The organism is Stenotrophomonas sp. GD03777, assembly GCF_029842485.1.
Classification (GTDB): Bacteria; Pseudomonadota; Gammaproteobacteria; order Xanthomonadales; family Xanthomonadaceae; genus Stenotrophomonas; species Stenotrophomonas sepilia.
Map to the genome: position 1 here is coordinate 19,704 of NZ_JAOCGL010000036.1, position 14,881 is coordinate 34,584.

At 67.0% G+C, this 14,881-nt stretch carries 9 protein-coding genes and 1 riboswitch; of the genes, 4 read left to right on the forward strand and 5 right to left on the reverse strand.

What is annotated here, in order from left to right; genetic code table 11:
• Positions 1-21: 21 nt before the first annotated feature.
• Both N5E02_RS10030 and N5E02_RS10035 read right to left on the reverse strand, forming a co-directional pair.
• Complete coding sequence (locus N5E02_RS10030) at positions 22-1,122, reverse strand: hypothetical protein (protein WP_279946222.1); 1,101 nt, start codon at positions 1,120-1,122, stop codon at positions 22-24.
• Positions 1,119-1,895: a hypothetical protein gene (locus tag N5E02_RS10035; protein WP_279946223.1), complete on the reverse strand. Its 777-nt coding sequence runs from the start codon at positions 1,893-1,895 to the stop codon at positions 1,119-1,121. Before N5E02_RS10035 ends, N5E02_RS10030 begins: the two co-directional genes overlap by 4 nt.
• Positions 1,896-2,017: 122 nt before the next feature.
• Between N5E02_RS10035 and N5E02_RS10040 the strand changes: the two genes are divergently transcribed.
• On the forward strand, positions 2,018-4,165 hold the full coding sequence (locus N5E02_RS10040) for a S46 family peptidase (protein ID WP_279946224.1): 2,148 nt from the start codon (positions 2,018-2,020) through the stop codon (positions 4,163-4,165).
• A 135-nt stretch (positions 4,166-4,300) separates the two neighbouring features.
• The gene (locus tag N5E02_RS10045; protein ID WP_139728016.1) at positions 4,301-7,747 is read left to right on the forward strand and encodes a PAS domain-containing hybrid sensor histidine kinase/response regulator; all 3,447 of its coding nucleotides are present in this window, start codon (positions 4,301-4,303) and stop codon (positions 7,745-7,747) included.
• Between the two features lie 79 nt (positions 7,748-7,826).
• Here N5E02_RS10045 and N5E02_RS10050 read toward each other — a convergent pair whose 3' ends face one another.
• The 3 genes from N5E02_RS10050 to acs form a co-directional block, all read right to left on the reverse strand.
• The gene (locus tag N5E02_RS10050) at positions 7,827-8,402 is read right to left on the reverse strand and encodes a manganese efflux pump MntP family protein (protein ID WP_005420421.1); all 576 of its coding nucleotides are present in this window, start codon (positions 8,400-8,402) and stop codon (positions 7,827-7,829) included.
• Positions 8,403-8,490: 88 nt separating this feature from the next.
• A riboswitch (yybP-ykoY riboswitch) is annotated at positions 8,491-8,580 on the reverse strand.
• Between the two features lie 181 nt (positions 8,581-8,761).
• A complete protein-coding gene (locus N5E02_RS10055; RefSeq protein WP_005420420.1) occupies positions 8,762-9,427 on the reverse strand; it encodes a response regulator transcription factor in 666 nt (221 codons plus the stop codon).
• Positions 9,428-9,507: 80 nt separating this feature from the next.
• Positions 9,508-11,451 carry an acetate--CoA ligase gene (gene acs, locus N5E02_RS10060; RefSeq protein ID WP_139728014.1) on the reverse strand — a complete coding sequence of 648 codons (1,944 nt, stop codon included), beginning with the start codon at positions 11,449-11,451 and terminating at the stop codon, positions 9,508-9,510.
• 245 nt (positions 11,452-11,696) lie between these two features.
• Here acs and N5E02_RS10065 point away from each other — a divergent pair, with 245 nt between their 5' ends.
• Entirely contained in the window at positions 11,697-13,124 is a 1,428-nt protein-coding gene (locus tag N5E02_RS10065; protein WP_065185926.1) for a DcaP family trimeric outer membrane transporter, read from the forward strand.
• A 127-nt stretch (positions 13,125-13,251) separates the two neighbouring features.
• On the forward strand, positions 13,252-14,881 hold a 1,630-nt coding region (locus N5E02_RS10070; protein ID WP_279946225.1), incomplete at its 3' end, for an MFS transporter.

Below are 14,881 nucleotides of genomic sequence, written 5' to 3' on the forward strand. Positions count from 1 at the left end.
AGGGTCCGACCCCCGGCTTCTTCAGCTGCGGCGCAGCCGCTGGCGGTGCCCGGACAGGTCCATGCTCCACAGCAGCAGCGCACCCAGCAGCGCCGGCAGCACGCTGAGCACGGACAGCATCATCAGGAATGACACTGGCAATTCCATGCGGACGGGCTTGCCCCGGCGCAGCTGGTAGCGGATCCATGCCGTGGCCAGCACGGTCCAGGCCAGCAGCCAGCACAGCGGTGCCAACCACAGCGAAGGCGAGGGCACCCACAGGTAGACGGCGGTACCGACCACTGCGATGGCTGCGCAGGCGACCGGCAGGGCCAGCCAACGCAGCCGGGAAGGCGGCACGGACGGGTCTTCAGGGGCGCTCTGCCAGACGAACAGATGACGCAGGCCAATGGCCAGCAGCGTGCCGAGCAGTGGCGCCAGCGCTGCCGTGCCCAGCACGATCGCCCTGCGCTGCTCTTCCGACTGGTAGGGCAGCAGCGTGTTGGCGATCTGGGTGGTGGCCAACGCGATGAAGGCCATCAACGTCAGCGCCACGCTTGCCAGCAGTGCACGCAGCAATGACAACTGTGCTGCGGTGAGGCGGGTGACATCGCTGGCGCCGGCCCAGAAGCGGGCTTGGCCCGCATCGATGCCGGGCGGCAGAGGACGGTCCTCCTGGCAGCCCAGTACGTCCATCAACGCTGCGGCCTGGCGCGGCACGCGCAGCGGCAGCGCGGACATCAGGTTGCGCAGGTGCAAACGCGGTTCGCGCAGCTGCTGAAGGCGGCTGGCAGCGTCATCGTGGCTGGTCCAGCGTCCGCCACGCGCCTCCATCTGCTGGGCCAGCAGATCGGTCTGCGCGGGCAGTTGCAGCCAGTCCTGCCAGGCGTGTTCGGCCAGCTCGCGCAGTTCGCCTGGTGCCAGGCCGCAGCCCGCGTCGTCCCAGCCGAAGGCCTGGTAAAGCGCCGCGGCTTCGGACAGGTTCATGGGCGCCTGCCGCGCGCGCAGCGCCTGCAGCACCCTAGCACTGGCTTCAGCGCGCTCGTCCAGGGACCACTGGCTGCGCAGACCCTGCAGGTACACCGCGAAAGGTTGCGGGTCGGTGGATTTGGCGCGCTCCAGCAGGTCCATCCAGTTGCTCATGGGTTTGCCTCGTGTGGGGGCTGCAGGCTTGAACGATCACTGTCTGCATTGCCGGGGGAGCTGGAAAATGCCCCGCGGAGGATTGCGATGGCGGCCAGCAGGGCGCACGTCAGAAGCAGTGCCAAAGCGACCGTTCGCCGCGTGAAGCGTCTGCGTGACGGCACGGAATGGTGCAGGGCGTCGCATGCGGCCGCCCAGAACATGACCTGCCTGCGCTGCAACGGCGGTGGGAGCGCCACGTGCGCCATCACAGGCACGCCGACAAGGTAATGCAGCGTTTCACGCATTTCGTGCCGCGTGCCCGCGGACAGCGCCTGGATGCGCGCGCGCAGTGGGTGCCAGGGGCCACTGAGCCGGGCGACACGGGTGCGGGCCTGCAACACCGAAACCGGCGCATTCTCAAGATGCATGTAACGGGCGAGCGCGGTCTCGTTGCCTGGCACCAGCAACCAGCACAGGTGCATGCTGTGGCCGAGGGCGGCCATGTCGTAGCACTCGCGGATACTGTCCCGGTCATACCACTGGAAGCGGTCGGCCAGCTGCTCGAAGTTCGCTTGCGGGAACGGCGTAGTGCCCTTCATCAGCCGTTGCCAGGTTGCCAGGTTCACCGCGCCAGCATCCGCAGGGGGCTGCGGTTCCGGGGACTGCTGCAGCCAGGCTGCGAAGTCTGCCGGATCGCGTTGCTGACCGTTGCGGACGATGCGGTCGGCAAGCGCCTCGGCGGCAGATGGCCCTGTCGAATGCGTGGTGCCCAGATCGATTCCTGCGATCATCGGTCCTTCCCTAGTATCCGTGCCTGATTCTAGCCAGCATCGGTGCCCCCAACCATCAGCCGTTGCCCCATGCGGCCCCAGCGGCTATGGTCCCGGGCTGTTCTGTCGTACCGGATTGCCTCATGTCACCACGCAAAGCCCTTCCCACCGCCCTGGCCCTGGGCCTGACTCTCGCCGCCGGTGCCCACGCCGATGAAGGCATGTGGATGCCGACCCAGCTGCCGGACCTGGCCAAGCCGCTGCAGGCCGCTGGCTTCAAGGGCAATCCGGCCGACCTGGCCAATGTCACCGCGCCGCCGCTGAGCGCGGTGGTGCGCGCGGGCGGCGGCACCGGCTCGTTCGTGTCCAGCGACGGCCTGCTGCTGACCAATCACCACGTGGCGATGGGCGTGATCCAGTACAACAGCTCCCCAGAGCACGACCTGATCAACGGTGGCTTCATCGCCAGGGACCGTGCCGATGAGCGCCCGGCCAACCCGGACTTCCGCGTGCTGGTCACCGTCGGCTTCGACAAGGTGACCGACCAGGTGCTGGCGCAGGCCCGCGGCAAGACCGGCCGTGCCTACTTCGATGCCGTCGATGCGGCCAGCAAGCAGATCGTGGCCGAATGCGAGAAGGATGGCAGCGTGCGCTGCTCGGTGGCCAACATGTACTACGGCACCGACTTCTACCGCATCGCCCAGCTGGAACTCAGCGACGTGCGCCTGGTGTACGCGCCGCCGCGTGCGATCGGCAACTATGGCGATGAGATCGATAATTTCATGTGGCCGCGCCACACCGGCGACTTCACCCTGCTGCGCGCCTATGTGGGCAAGGACGGCAAGCCGGCCGCCTACAGCAAGGACAACGTGCCCTACCAGGCGCCGGCACACCTGCAGATGTCGGTGGAGGGCCCGAAGGAGGGCGACTACGCGATGCTGGCCGGTTATCCGGGCATCACCTACCGCCACCGTACCGCGGCAGAATTCGCCGGCCAGATCGACACCGTGCTGCCGCGCCGCGTTTCGGTGTTCCAGCAGATGATCGACACCATCGAGGCGGCAACTGCCAAGGACGCGCAGGCACGTACCCGTTACGCTTCGCAGCTGCAGTCGCTGAAGAACAACCGCAAGCGCGCCGCCGGTGAGCTGGAAGGTCTGCTGCGCAGCGACGCCAAGGCCCAGCGTGCCGCCGACGAGACCGCGATGCTGGCCGCCACCGACCGCAGGTACCAGAGCGACATCAAGGCGCTGCTGGCCAACCTGTCACAGGGCGCGGCGGTGGGCGAGCGTGACCTGCTGCTGGACCAGATGGCCGCACAGAGCCAGTTGCTGCGCTCGGCGCTGCTGCTGGAGCGCCTGCGCATCGAATCGGCCAAACCGGACGCGCAGCGCGAGAGCGGTTACCAGCAGCGCGACCAGGCGATGATCGAAGGCGTGCTCAAGCAGGTCCAGCGCCGCTACGCACCGGAGGTCGAGAAGGCCCTGCTGACCACCCTGCTGACCCGTTACCAGCAGCTGCCGGACGCGCAGCGCGTGGCCGAGTTCGACGCCGCCTTCGGCCGTACCCCGCAGCAGCTGGCCAAGGCACTGGATACCCTGTACGCCGGCACCCAGCTGGGTGACGAGGCGCAGCGCCTGTCGCGCTTCGCGGCTGCGCGCGAAGGCAAGGCCCTGGCCGCCGATCCGCTGATCGCCGTGGCCGGCCCGCTGGTGGCCGCGCAGCTGCGCATCGAGAACGAAAGCAAGACCCGCGAGGGCGAGCAGCTGCGCCTGCGCCCGGCCTACATGCAGGCGCTGTTCGCCTGGCGTGCCAAGCAGGGCCGCGCCGTGTACCCGGATGCCAACCGCACCCTGCGCATCAGCTACGGCAAGGTCGAGGCACTGCACCTGCGCGATGGCGTGACCTACTCGCCGGTGACCACCGTGGCCGGCATCGTCGAGAAGAACACCAACGCCTATCCGTTCGACGCACCCAAGCCGCTGCTGGCCGCGATCGCCAAGGGTGACTTCGGCAGCACCGCCGATCCGGCACTGAAGACCCAGACGGTCAACTTCCTGACCAACCTGGACACCACCGGCGGCAACTCCGGCTCGCCGGTGCTCAATGCCAAGGGCGAACTGATCGGCCTGAACTTTGACAGCAACTGGGAGTCGGTCAGCGCCAGCTGGTGGTTCGACCCGCGCTACAAGCGTGCCGTGCACGTGGACATGCGCTACCTGCGCTGGCTGCTGGCCAAGGTCTACCCGGCGCCGGAACTGCTGAAGGAAATGGGCGTGCCGGCCCAGTAAGAAGCCGGCCACGACCCACGGTCGTGGCCCGCACCGCGTAAGCCCCCACACTGGTGGGGGCGGTTGCCCCCAACGAGCCCGTACACCCGGCCGCGCCTGGCCTACACTGCGGGTTCCTCCGACGGAAACACACGCGTGGTCTCCAGTTGGGTCCTGCTGCTGGTCTCGGTTGCCTATGCCGCGCTGCTGTTCGGCGTGGCGTGGTGGGGCGACCGTCGGCCGATGTACCCCGACCGGCCGTGGCTGCGGCCGGTCGTCTACAGCCTGGCGCTGGCGGTGTACTGCTCGTCGTGGACCTTCTACGGCGCGGTCGGCACTGCCGTGCGCAATGGCGTGGGCTACCTGCCGATCTACATCGGCCCGCTGCTGCTGCTGTTGTTCGGCTGGCGCATCATCGAGCGCCTGGCGCTGATCGCACGCAGCCAGAACGTGGTCTCCATCGCCGATTTCATCTCCTCGCGCTTCGGTCGCTCGCGGCGGCTGGCGGCGCTGGTGGCGATCATCGCGCTGATCGGCATCATTCCGTACCTGGCGTTGCAGTACAAAGCGGTGGCGATGAGCCTGCAGGTGCTGACCGGCAACACCGGCCCGACCGGGTTCTTCACCGACCCGGCGCTATACGTGGCATTGCTGATGGCGCTGTTCGCCACCCTGTTCGGTACCCGCCAGGTCGATGCCACCGAGCACCACCACGGCATGATGCTGGCGATTGCCTTTGAATCGGTGATCAAGCTGCTGGCGATGCTGGCGGTGGGCGTGTTCGCCTACCTGTGGCTGAGCAACCGCACCGACGCGGTGGTCGAGTCGGTGCATACGCTGTTCACCGGCCTGCCGCCGGTCGGCTTCATCTCGCAGACCCTGCTCAGTTTCCTCGCCATCATCTGCCTGCCGCGCCAGTTCCACGTGGCCGTGGTCGAGTGCGGTGACGTGCGCGACGTGCGCCGCGCGCGCTGGATGTTCGGCGGTTACCTGGTGCTGATCTCGGGCATGGTGCTGCCGATCGCCACCGCCGGCGTGACCCTGTTCGGCACCGGCGGCGGCGTCGCCGACGACTCGATGGTGCTGGCGCTGCCGTTGGCCGAAGGCCGCAATGCGCTGGCGCTGATCGCCTACGTGGGCGGCTTCTCGGCGGCCACCGGCATGGTCATCGTCTCGTCCATCGCGCTGGCGACCATGGTCAGCAATGATCTGGTGATGCCGGTACTGCTGCGTCGGAGCGGTGACCACCAGGAAGCCGCTGACGTCGCCTCGCGCGTGTTGTGGATCCGCCGCCTGGCGATCCTGCTGCTGGCGCTGATGGCCTACAGCTACTACCGCACCAGCAGCAACGACAGCACGCTGGCCTCGTACGGCCTGATGGCGTTCGCAGCGGTGGCGCAATTCGCGCCCGGCCTGATCGGCGGCCTGTACTGGCGCGGTGCCAGCCGGCGCGGCGTCGAAGTGGGCATGCTGCTGGGCTTTGCCACCTGGCTGTACACCCTGCTGCTGCCGGCGATGACCATGGCCGGCTGGGTCGACGCCGCCTGGGTACAGCACGGCCCGTTCGGCATCGAGTGGCTGCGTCCGCAGCAGCTGTTCGGCATGTCCGGCTGGGACCCGCTGACCCACGGCACGTTCTGGTCGCTGCTGGTCAATGCGGCCACGATGATGCTGGTGTCCGCACGCTGGCGGCCCGGCGTCGACGAGCGCCTGCGTGCGGCACCGTTCCTCGACCCGTATGCCGAGCGCCCGTCGGTGGCCGGCGGCTGGCCCGGGCATGTGCATGTGGGCGACCTGCTGGCGCTGGCTTCGCGCGTGGTCGGCGAACGCCATGCACGGCGTTCGTTCTTCGAGCAGGCGCAGTCGCTGGGCCGTGAGCTGCAATCCTCGGCACCGGCTGACCGGCCGTGGGTGCAGTTCACCGAGCGCCTGCTGGCCGCCTCGATCGGTGCGGCATCGGCGCGCCTGCTGCTGACCAGCCTGCTGCGTGGCTCGGGCATGGACCTGGGGGAAGTGGTGGCGGTGCTGGACGAAGCCGGGCAGGAACTGCGCTTCAACCGCGAGATCCTGTCGACCACGCTGGAGAACATCAGCGCCGGGGTCAGCGTGGTCGATCCGGACATGCGCCTGACCGCGTGGAACCGCCGCTACCAGGACATGTTCGGTTACCCCGACGGCATGCTCTACGTGGGCCGCCCGGTGGCCGACCTGATCCGCTACAACGCCGAGCGCGGCGAGCTGGGCGAGGGCGATATCGAAGTGCAGATCAACCGCCGCATCGGTTACATGCGCGCCGGCTCGCCGCACGTGTTCGAGCGCACCCGCAGCGACGGCAAGGTGATCGAGATGCGTGGCCAGGCGCTGCCCGGCGGCGGTTACGTGACCAGCTACAACGACATCACCGACTACAAGCACGCTGAAAGGGCGCTGCTTGAAGCCAACGAGACGCTGGAACAGCGCGTGGCCGAACGCTCGCATGAGGCCGAGGTCGCGCAGCAGTCGAAGACCCGTTTCCTGGCGGCGATCAGCCATGACGTGCTGCAGCCGTTGAATGCGGCGCGCCTGTTTGCGTCCGCGCTGCGCGACAGCGATCACGTGAGCGACGAACAGAAGCATCTGGCCGAACGCGTGGACGCGTCGCTGCGCGCTGCCGAAGAACTGCTTGATGGCCTGCTGGACGTGTCGCGGCTGGATGCCGGTGGCCTGCACCCGGTGATCGGCGAATTCGATGTGAGTGCGTTGATGCGCGAGCTGGCCGCGCAGTACACGCCGGTCGCCGCAGGCCGTGGCCTGCGCCTGGACCTGTTCGCGCGCACGGCCTGGGTACGCAGCGATCGCCGCCTGCTGCGCCGCGTACTGCAGAACTTCCTGGCCAATGCGCTGCGCTACACACGCCAGGGGCGCATCGTGCTGGCCGTGCGCCAGCGCGGCGACGAGGTGGAACTGCAGGTGTGGGATACCGGCCCTGGCATTCCCGAACACCACATGCGGCAGATCTTCGACGAGTTCCACCGCTACCAGCAGCCGTTCGACTGGGGCGAGCAGGGGTTGGGCCTGGGCCTGTCGATCTGCCAGCGCATCTCGCGCCTGCTCGACCATCGCCTCAATGCACGCAGCCGCGTTGGCAGTGGCTCGATGTTCTCGATCATCCTGCCGCGGGTTGCGCCCTTGCCCGGCTACACCGAGCCTGCCAAGGCGACCCAGGCCGTGGCCACACCGGTGCGCAGCGATTCGCTGGCGGGCCTGCGGGTGCTGTGCGTGGACAACGACGAGGAAATCCTCGACGGCATGCGCGCACTGCTCGGCCGCTGGCAGGTGCAGGTGATCACCGCCGCCACCGTCGACCAGGCACTGGAGAAGATCGCCGAGCGACCGCAGGTGATGCTGGTGGACTACCACCTGCACGATCGCATGGATGGCCTGGATGCGCTGGTGGCGCTGCGCGAGGCGGCCGGCTACCCGCTGCCGGGTGCGCTGCTGACCGCCGACGGACGTGACGAGCTGAAGCGGATGGCACGCGAGCGTGGCTACCGCGTGCTGACCAAGCCGATCAAGCCGGCCTCGCTGCGCGCCTTCCTGGGCGCGCTGCGGGATGCGCAATAGATCCACGCCATGCGTGGATGCGACGCCAGGTAGTGCCGGCCGCTGGCCGGCAACCACGCAATCGCTCGCTTCCGATGCGTTACCCCACGCCGTGCAGGTGTTCGTACAGGATGGTCGCGCCGATGATCACCAGGATCACGCCACCGATGATCTCCGCACGCTTGCCGACCATGCTGCCCAGCACGCGGCCGAGCATGATGCCGGCGGTCACCATGGTCAGTGTGCACAGGCCGATGACCGCGGCCATCACGCCGATATGCACGTCCATGAAGGCCAGGCCGATACCCACCGCCATCGCGTCGATGCTGGTGGCGAAGCCGGTCAGCGCCAGCTTCCAGAAGCCGTGGTGCTGCGAGGGATCCTCGTCATCCTCGGCGCTGTCCGGGCGCAGGCCGTTGTAGATCATGTGGATGCCCAGCGCACCGAGCAGGCCGAACGCGATCCAGTGGTCGAAGGCTTCGACGTACTGCAGCGCGGCGCGGCCGAGCAGCCAGCCGATGATCGGCGTGATCGCCTCGATGACGCCGAAGATGATGCCGGCACGCAGTGCATCGCGGAACACCGGCTTGCGCATGGCCGCACCCTTGCCGATTGCGGCGGCAAAGGCATCGGTGGACATGGCAAAGCCGATCAGGAGGATCGAAATGGGGGACATGGACAGCGGCTGAGGTCGGGCAAGGACGGACGCACGGCTCGCGCTCGCGCCCAACCTGACGTTGCGCGCGCGGGCCGCTGGTCTCGCCAACCATCATGGTTGTCCACGCCACGGCGCACTGGCCGAGTATGTTGACGTGGACGATTCCTGCGAAGGAATCCGGCTACTCCCCAAGGGGACGCGAAGCTTAGCATCGCGATCCGCGCGTGGCGCATTTACAGACAAACGCGCAGGCAGGGCTGGTTTGTATAGCGATGGCTATAACACGGGCCAAGCAAAGGCGTGCCAAGCAAGCTTGCCACCTACCAGGGCGGTTTCAGACGTTCCAGGCGAATGCCGGCCAGCGGCCGGCACTATCGTCAGTCTTCTTCCGGCGGCAGCACGATGGCGTCGTCGTCGATGGCCAGCTTGCCGGCCATCAGCACGGCCTGGGTGCGGTTGGTCACGCCGAGCTTGCGCAGGATGGCGGTGACGTGGGCCTTGATCGTCGCTTCGGAGACGTTGAGGTCGTAGGCGATCTGCTTGTTCAAGCGGCCAGCGCCGAGCATCTGCAGGACACGGAACTGCTGCGGGGTCAGCTCGCGCAGGCGCTGGCCGACTTCGCGTTCTTCGCTGCCGGTGGGCGGCACGTTGTGCGCTTCCGGCGGTGCCCAGGTCTCGCCATCGAGGATGGTGCCCAGCGCATGGCCGATGGTGTCCGAATCCGCAGACTTCGGGATGAAGCCCAGCGCACCGTGGTCGAGCGCGCGGCGCATCACCGTGGCTTCTTCGCGCGCGGACACCACCACCACTGGCAGCTGGGGGTGCAGTGAGCGCATGTGCACCAGTGCGTTGAAGCCCTGCGCACCGGGCATGTTGAGATCCATCAGGACCAGGTCGGCGTCGTTGTGCTGGTCGGCCAGCGCGTACAGCGCTTCCACGCTGTCGGCCTCGAACAGCTGCACGCCGGGGATGACCCGCTGCACGGCTCCACGCAGGGCTTCGCGGAACAGCGGGTGGTCATCGGCAATCAGGAGGGTGGTCATGGTCGGGGGGAACCGTGGGGGAAACCAGATGGGGTCAGAGCCCTTTCCTGGTGGAAAGGGATCCGACCCCGGGTTCTGCATCAGCGCACCTTGCGCTCGTCCACCAGCGACGCCACCACCGACGGATCGGCCAGGGTCGAGGTGTCGCCGAGCTGGTCCGGCGCGTTTTCGGCAATCTTGCGCAGGATGCGGCGCATGATCTTGCCCGAGCGGGTCTTCGGCAGGCCCGGTGCCCACTGCAGGTGGTCCGGTGTGGCGATCGGCCCGATCTCCTTGCGCACCCAGGCGATCAGCTCCTTGTGCAGTTCATCGCTCGGGGCCTCTTCGGCCACCAGGGTGACGTAGGCGTAGATGCCTTGGCCCTTGACGTCGTGCGGGAAGCCCACGACCGCCGCTTCGGCCACCTTCGGATGCGAGACCAGCGCGCTTTCCACTTCGGCGGTGCCGATGCGATGGCCGGACACATTGATCACGTCGTCGACGCGGCCGGTGATCCAGTAATAGCCGTCTTCGTCGCGGCGGCAACCGTCACCGGTGAAGTAGCTGCCCGGGTAGGTGCGGAAGTAGGTATCGATGAAGCGCTGGTGGTCGCCGTACACCGTGCGCATCTGGCCCGGCCAGGAGTCACGGATGATCAGGTTGCCCTCGGTCGGGCCGTCCTGGATCTCGCCATCGGCATTGACCAGCGCCGGCTGCACGCCGAAGAAGGGCAGGGTGGCCGACCCCGGCTTGAGGTCCATCGCGCCGGCCAGCGGCGAGATCAGGATGCCGCCGGTTTCGGTCTGCCACCAGGTATCGACGATCGGGCAGCGGCTGTCGCCGACCACTTCGTAGTACCAGCGCCAGGCTTCCGGATTGATCGGCTCGCCGACGCTGCCGAGCAGGCGCAGCGACGCGCGCGAGGTCTTCTTCACCGGCTCCTCGCCTTCGCGCATCAGCGCACGGATGGCGGTCGGGGCGGTGTAGAAGATGCTCACCTTGTGCTTGTCGATGACGTTCCAGAAGCGCGAGGTGTCCGGATAGTTCGGCACGCCTTCGAACATCAGCGAGGTCGCACCGTTGGCCAGTGGCCCGTACACGATGTAGCTGTGGCCGGTGACCCAGCCGACGTCGGCGGTGCACCAGTAGATGTCGTCCTCGCGCAGGTCGAACACCGCTTCATGGGTGTAGGCCGCGTACAGCAGATAGCCGCCGGTGGTGTGCAGCACGCCCTTCGGCTTGCCGGTGGAGCCGGAGGTGTAGAGGATGAACAGCGGGTCTTCCGCGTTCATGCGTTCCGGTTCGCAGGTGGACGGCTGGCTGTCCACCACATCGTGGAACCAGCGGTCGCGCGGGGCCTGTATGTCCACCGCGCCGCCGGTGTGGCGCACCACCAGCACGGTTTCAACCGTGTTCGTGCCCGGCAGCTTCAGCGCGGCATCGACGTTGGCCTTCAGCGGAATCCTGCGGCCACCGCGCAAGCCTTCGTCGGCGGTGATGATCAGCTTGCTCTGGCAGTCGCTGACGCGGTCGGCGATCGAGTTCGGCGCGAAGCCACCGAACACCACCGAGTGGATTGCACCGATGCGCGCGCAGGCCAGCATGGCTACTGCGGCGTCGACGATCATCGGCAGGTAGATGGTGACGCGGTCGCCTTTCTTGACCCCAAGGTTGCGCAGCGCATTGCCGAGGCGGCAGGTGCGCTCATACAGTTCGCGATAGGTCACGTGCTGGGCCGGTGCATCCGGGCCGTCCGGCTCGAACAGCAGGGCGGTCTTGTCGCCGCGCGTCTCGAGCTGGCGATCCAGGCAGTTCACGCTGGCATTGAGCTCACCATCCTCGAACCACTTGATGTGGAAGTCGGACAGGTCGTAGCTGACGTTCTTGATCTTCGTCGGCTTGCGCATCCATTGCAGGCGCTCGGCGGCCTTGCCCCAGAATCCATCCGGGTCGGTCACCGACGCCTGGTACTGCTGTTCATAGGTCTTCTTGTCGATGCGTGCCTTGGCGGCGAACTGCGGATCGACGGGGTAGATATCAGCCATGGCACCCTCACTTGCACGTTGACTTTGTATGTGCGGTCGCAGCATCGCAACGACCGATCCCCCTCAGTTTGCCCCATCCACCCCCGGCCGCGTCACCACCCTGGTTAGACCATGGTCGAAAGTGAGCGCCCTGCAGGGCCGGGTTCGACCAATGGCGAATAGCCGCTATACATAATCGCCCCGCAGTCTCGGCTCGACCGTGCCCCACGCGCGGCATCACCTTGCCACTTGGGAGAGAGGGCAACATGAGCCACCGTACGTTGAAAGCCGTGCGCACACCTTTGGCGGCCTGCCTGCTGGTCGCCCTGGTCGCACCGGGCATGGCGTTCGCAGAGACCGCCAAAGAGAAGGCACTGGAAGCACGCGTTGCCGAACTGGAACGCCAGGTCCAGCTGCTGCTGTCTTCGCAGCAACAACAACAGACCCAGATCAGCCAGACCCAGCAGGCGGTAACCGAAGTGCGCACGGTGCAGGCCGAGCAGAAGCCGGTTGCACAGGTGCCGGCCGGCAAGCAGCCGATCCAGGTCACCACCATCACCCCGGGCGCGGCACCGGGCACCACGGTCAAGATCGGCGGCTTCATCAAGGCCGACTTCCTGGCCACCCAGACCAGCGATGGCCAGCTGGCCGACGACGCCACCGGCCGTTCGCTGTACCTCCCGGGCCAGACCCCGGTGGAAGGCGCCGGCGGCACCGGCAAGCGCTCGGGCACCGATTTCAACGCCCATGCCAAGTTCTCGCGCTTCAACCTGGGCATCGACAACGTCAGCGAATCGGGCAACAAGGCCGGTGCGTTCTTCGAGATGGACTTCTTCGGCAACTCGCTGGGCAACCAGACTGCCACCAATACCTACGGCGTGACCCTGCGCCACGCCTACATGTACTGGAACAACTGGCTGGCCGGCCAGACCTGGTCCAACTTCATGGACGCGGCCGCACTGCCGGAAGCGGTCGACTTCGTCGGCCCCACCGACGGCGTGATCTTCGTGCGCCAGGCCCAGGTGCGCTACACCCAGGGCGGCTTCAGCGTCGCGCTGGAAAACCCGGAAACCACCACCCTCACCGGCACCCGCAACCCGGTCACCGGCGCCTGGACCAACGCCAGCGCCAACTCCGACCGTGGCAGCCTGCCCGACCTGACCCTGCGCTATGGCTGGAAGGGCGACTGGGGCACCTTCGGTGTCGGCGGCATCGTCCGCCAGTTGAAGGTCGACAACCAGGCGACCGGCGCGAAGGCCGACAAGGTGGCCGGCGGCCTGACCCTGGGCGGCAAGTGGGTGATGGGTGACAGCGATTCGCTGCATTACCAGCTGACCGGTGGCGAAGGCATCGCCCGCTACATCGGCCTGGGCATCACTGCCGACAGTGCCTATGACGTGGCCCGCGACGAACTCAACCCGACCGGCGTGCTGGCCGGCTATGTCGGCTGGCGGCATGCGTTCTCGCCGAAGCTGCGCACCAACCTGATCTACGCGCGTAGCGACTACGACAACGACAGCATCCTCGGCCCGCTGGTGACCAAGAGCGTGCAGAGCATCCGCGGCAACATCTTCTATTCGCCGCTGCCCAAGGTCGATATCGGCGCCGAGCTGATGTATGGCCGTCGCGAAGTGGAGAACGGCAACAAGGGTGACATCACCCGGTTGCAGTTCACTACGAAGTACAGCTTCTAAGAGCGTGCCGGCCAGCGGCCGGCACCTACCGAGATGGGGTGCCGGCCAAGGTCGGCATCTACCGAATTGAGTGCCGACCAACGGTCGGCACCCACCAACAACGATTGCTTCGGAGGGGAAGCGTCCCATGTCCAGTACACCCAGCACCGCACATAAAGCGGGCACCCTGACCAAGGGCCACAAGAAGGTCATCTTCGCCTCGAGCCTCGGCACGGTCTTCGAGTGGTATGACTTCTTCCTGTACGGCTCGCTCGCGGCCATCATCGCCAAGCAGTTCTTCAGTGGCGTCAATGAAACCACGGGCATGATCTTCGCCCTGCTGGCGTTCGCCGCCGGCTTCTTCGTGCGTCCGTTCGGCGCGGCCTTCTTCGGCAGCCTCGGCGACCGCATCGGCCGCAAGTACACCTTCCTGGTCACCATCCTGATCATGGGCATCTCGACCTTCCTGGTCGGCGTGCTGCCCAACTACGCTTCGATCGGTTTCGCCGCACCGGTGATCCTGATCATCCTGCGCCTGGCCCAGGGCCTGGCGATGGGCGGCGAGTACGGCGGTGCCGCCACCTACGTGGCCGAGCACGCGCCGGACGACAAGCGCGGCCTGTACACCAGCTTCATCCAGTGCACCGCCACGCTGGGCCTGTTCCTGTCGCTGCTGATCATCCTGGCCTGCCGCATGACGCTGGGCAACGAGGCGTTCGAAGCCTGGGGCTGGCGCATTCCGTTCCTGGTGTCGATCCTGCTGCTGGGCATTTCGGTGTGGATCCGCCTGCAGCTGAGCGAATCGCCGCTGTTCCAGCAGATGAAGGCTGAAGGCAAGGGCTCCAAGACCCCGTTCCGCGACAGCCTGAAGGGCGGCAACCTGAAGCTGATGCTGCTGGTCCTGCTCGGTGCGGCGGCTGGCCAGGCCGTGGTCTGGTACGGCGGCCAGTTCTACGCGCTGTTCTTCCTCAGCAGCATGCTGAAGGTCGATGCCACCACCTCCTACCTGCTGATCGCCGCAGCGCTGGCACTGGGCACGCCGTTCTTCATCTTCTTCGGCTGGTTGTCCGACCGCATCGGTCGCAAGAAGATCATCCTGGCCGGCTGCCTGCTGGCGGCCATCACCTACATCCCGATCTTCAAGGGCCTGACCCACTTCGCCAACCCGGCCATCGAAGAAGCCCGCAGCAGCTCGCCGGCCCTGGTCGTCGCCGATCCGGCCACCTGCTCGTTCCAGTTCGATCCGGTGGGCCTGCGCAAGTTCACCAGCTCCTGCGACGTGGCCACCGCCGCGCTGACCAAGGCCGGCGTGCCGTACGACGTGCAGCCCGCCGCCGCCGGCTCGCTGGCGATGGTGAACGTGGGCAGCGCCAGCGTCCCCTCGTATGAGGCCGCAGGCCTGACCAAGGAAGAAGGCAAGGCCAAGGCCGATGCGTTTGGAGCGGAGCTGAAGACCGCGCTGACCACCGCCGGCTATCCGGCCAAGGCCGATGGTGCGCGCATCAACATCGCTGGCACCATCTTCATGCTGTGGCTGCTGGTGCTGTACGTGACCATGGTCTACGGCCCGATCGCCGCCTACCTGGTCGAACTGTTCCCGACCCGTATCCGCTACACCTCGATGTCGCTGCCGTACCACATCGGCAACGGCTGGTTCGGTGGCTTCCTGCCGGCCATCTCGTTCGCGCTGGTGGCCGGTACCGGCAACCTGTACTACGGCCTGTGGTACCCGATTGCGATCGCACTGATGTCGGTGGTGATCGGCGGCCTGTTCCTGC

Coding starts and splice junctions, on each gene's coding strand:
- N5E02_RS10035 (WP_279946223.1), bottom strand. CDS start 1,895: ATGATCGCAGGAATCGATCTGGGCACCACGCATTCGACAGGGCCATCT.
- N5E02_RS10065 (WP_065185926.1), top strand. CDS start 11,697: ATGAGCCACCGTACGTTGAAAGCCGTGCGCACACCTTTGGCGGCCTGC.
- acs (WP_139728014.1), bottom strand. CDS start 11,451: ATGGCTGATATCTACCCCGTCGATCCGCAGTTCGCCGCCAAGGCACGC.
- N5E02_RS10030 (WP_279946222.1), bottom strand. CDS start 1,122: ATGAGCAACTGGATGGACCTGCTGGAGCGCGCCAAATCCACCGACCCG.
- N5E02_RS10055 (WP_005420420.1), bottom strand. CDS start 9,427: ATGACCACCCTCCTGATTGCCGATGACCACCCGCTGTTCCGCGAAGCC.
- N5E02_RS10040 (WP_279946224.1), top strand. CDS start 2,018: ATGTCACCACGCAAAGCCCTTCCCACCGCCCTGGCCCTGGGCCTGACT.
- N5E02_RS10050 (WP_005420421.1), bottom strand. CDS start 8,402: ATGTCCCCCATTTCGATCCTCCTGATCGGCTTTGCCATGTCCACCGAT.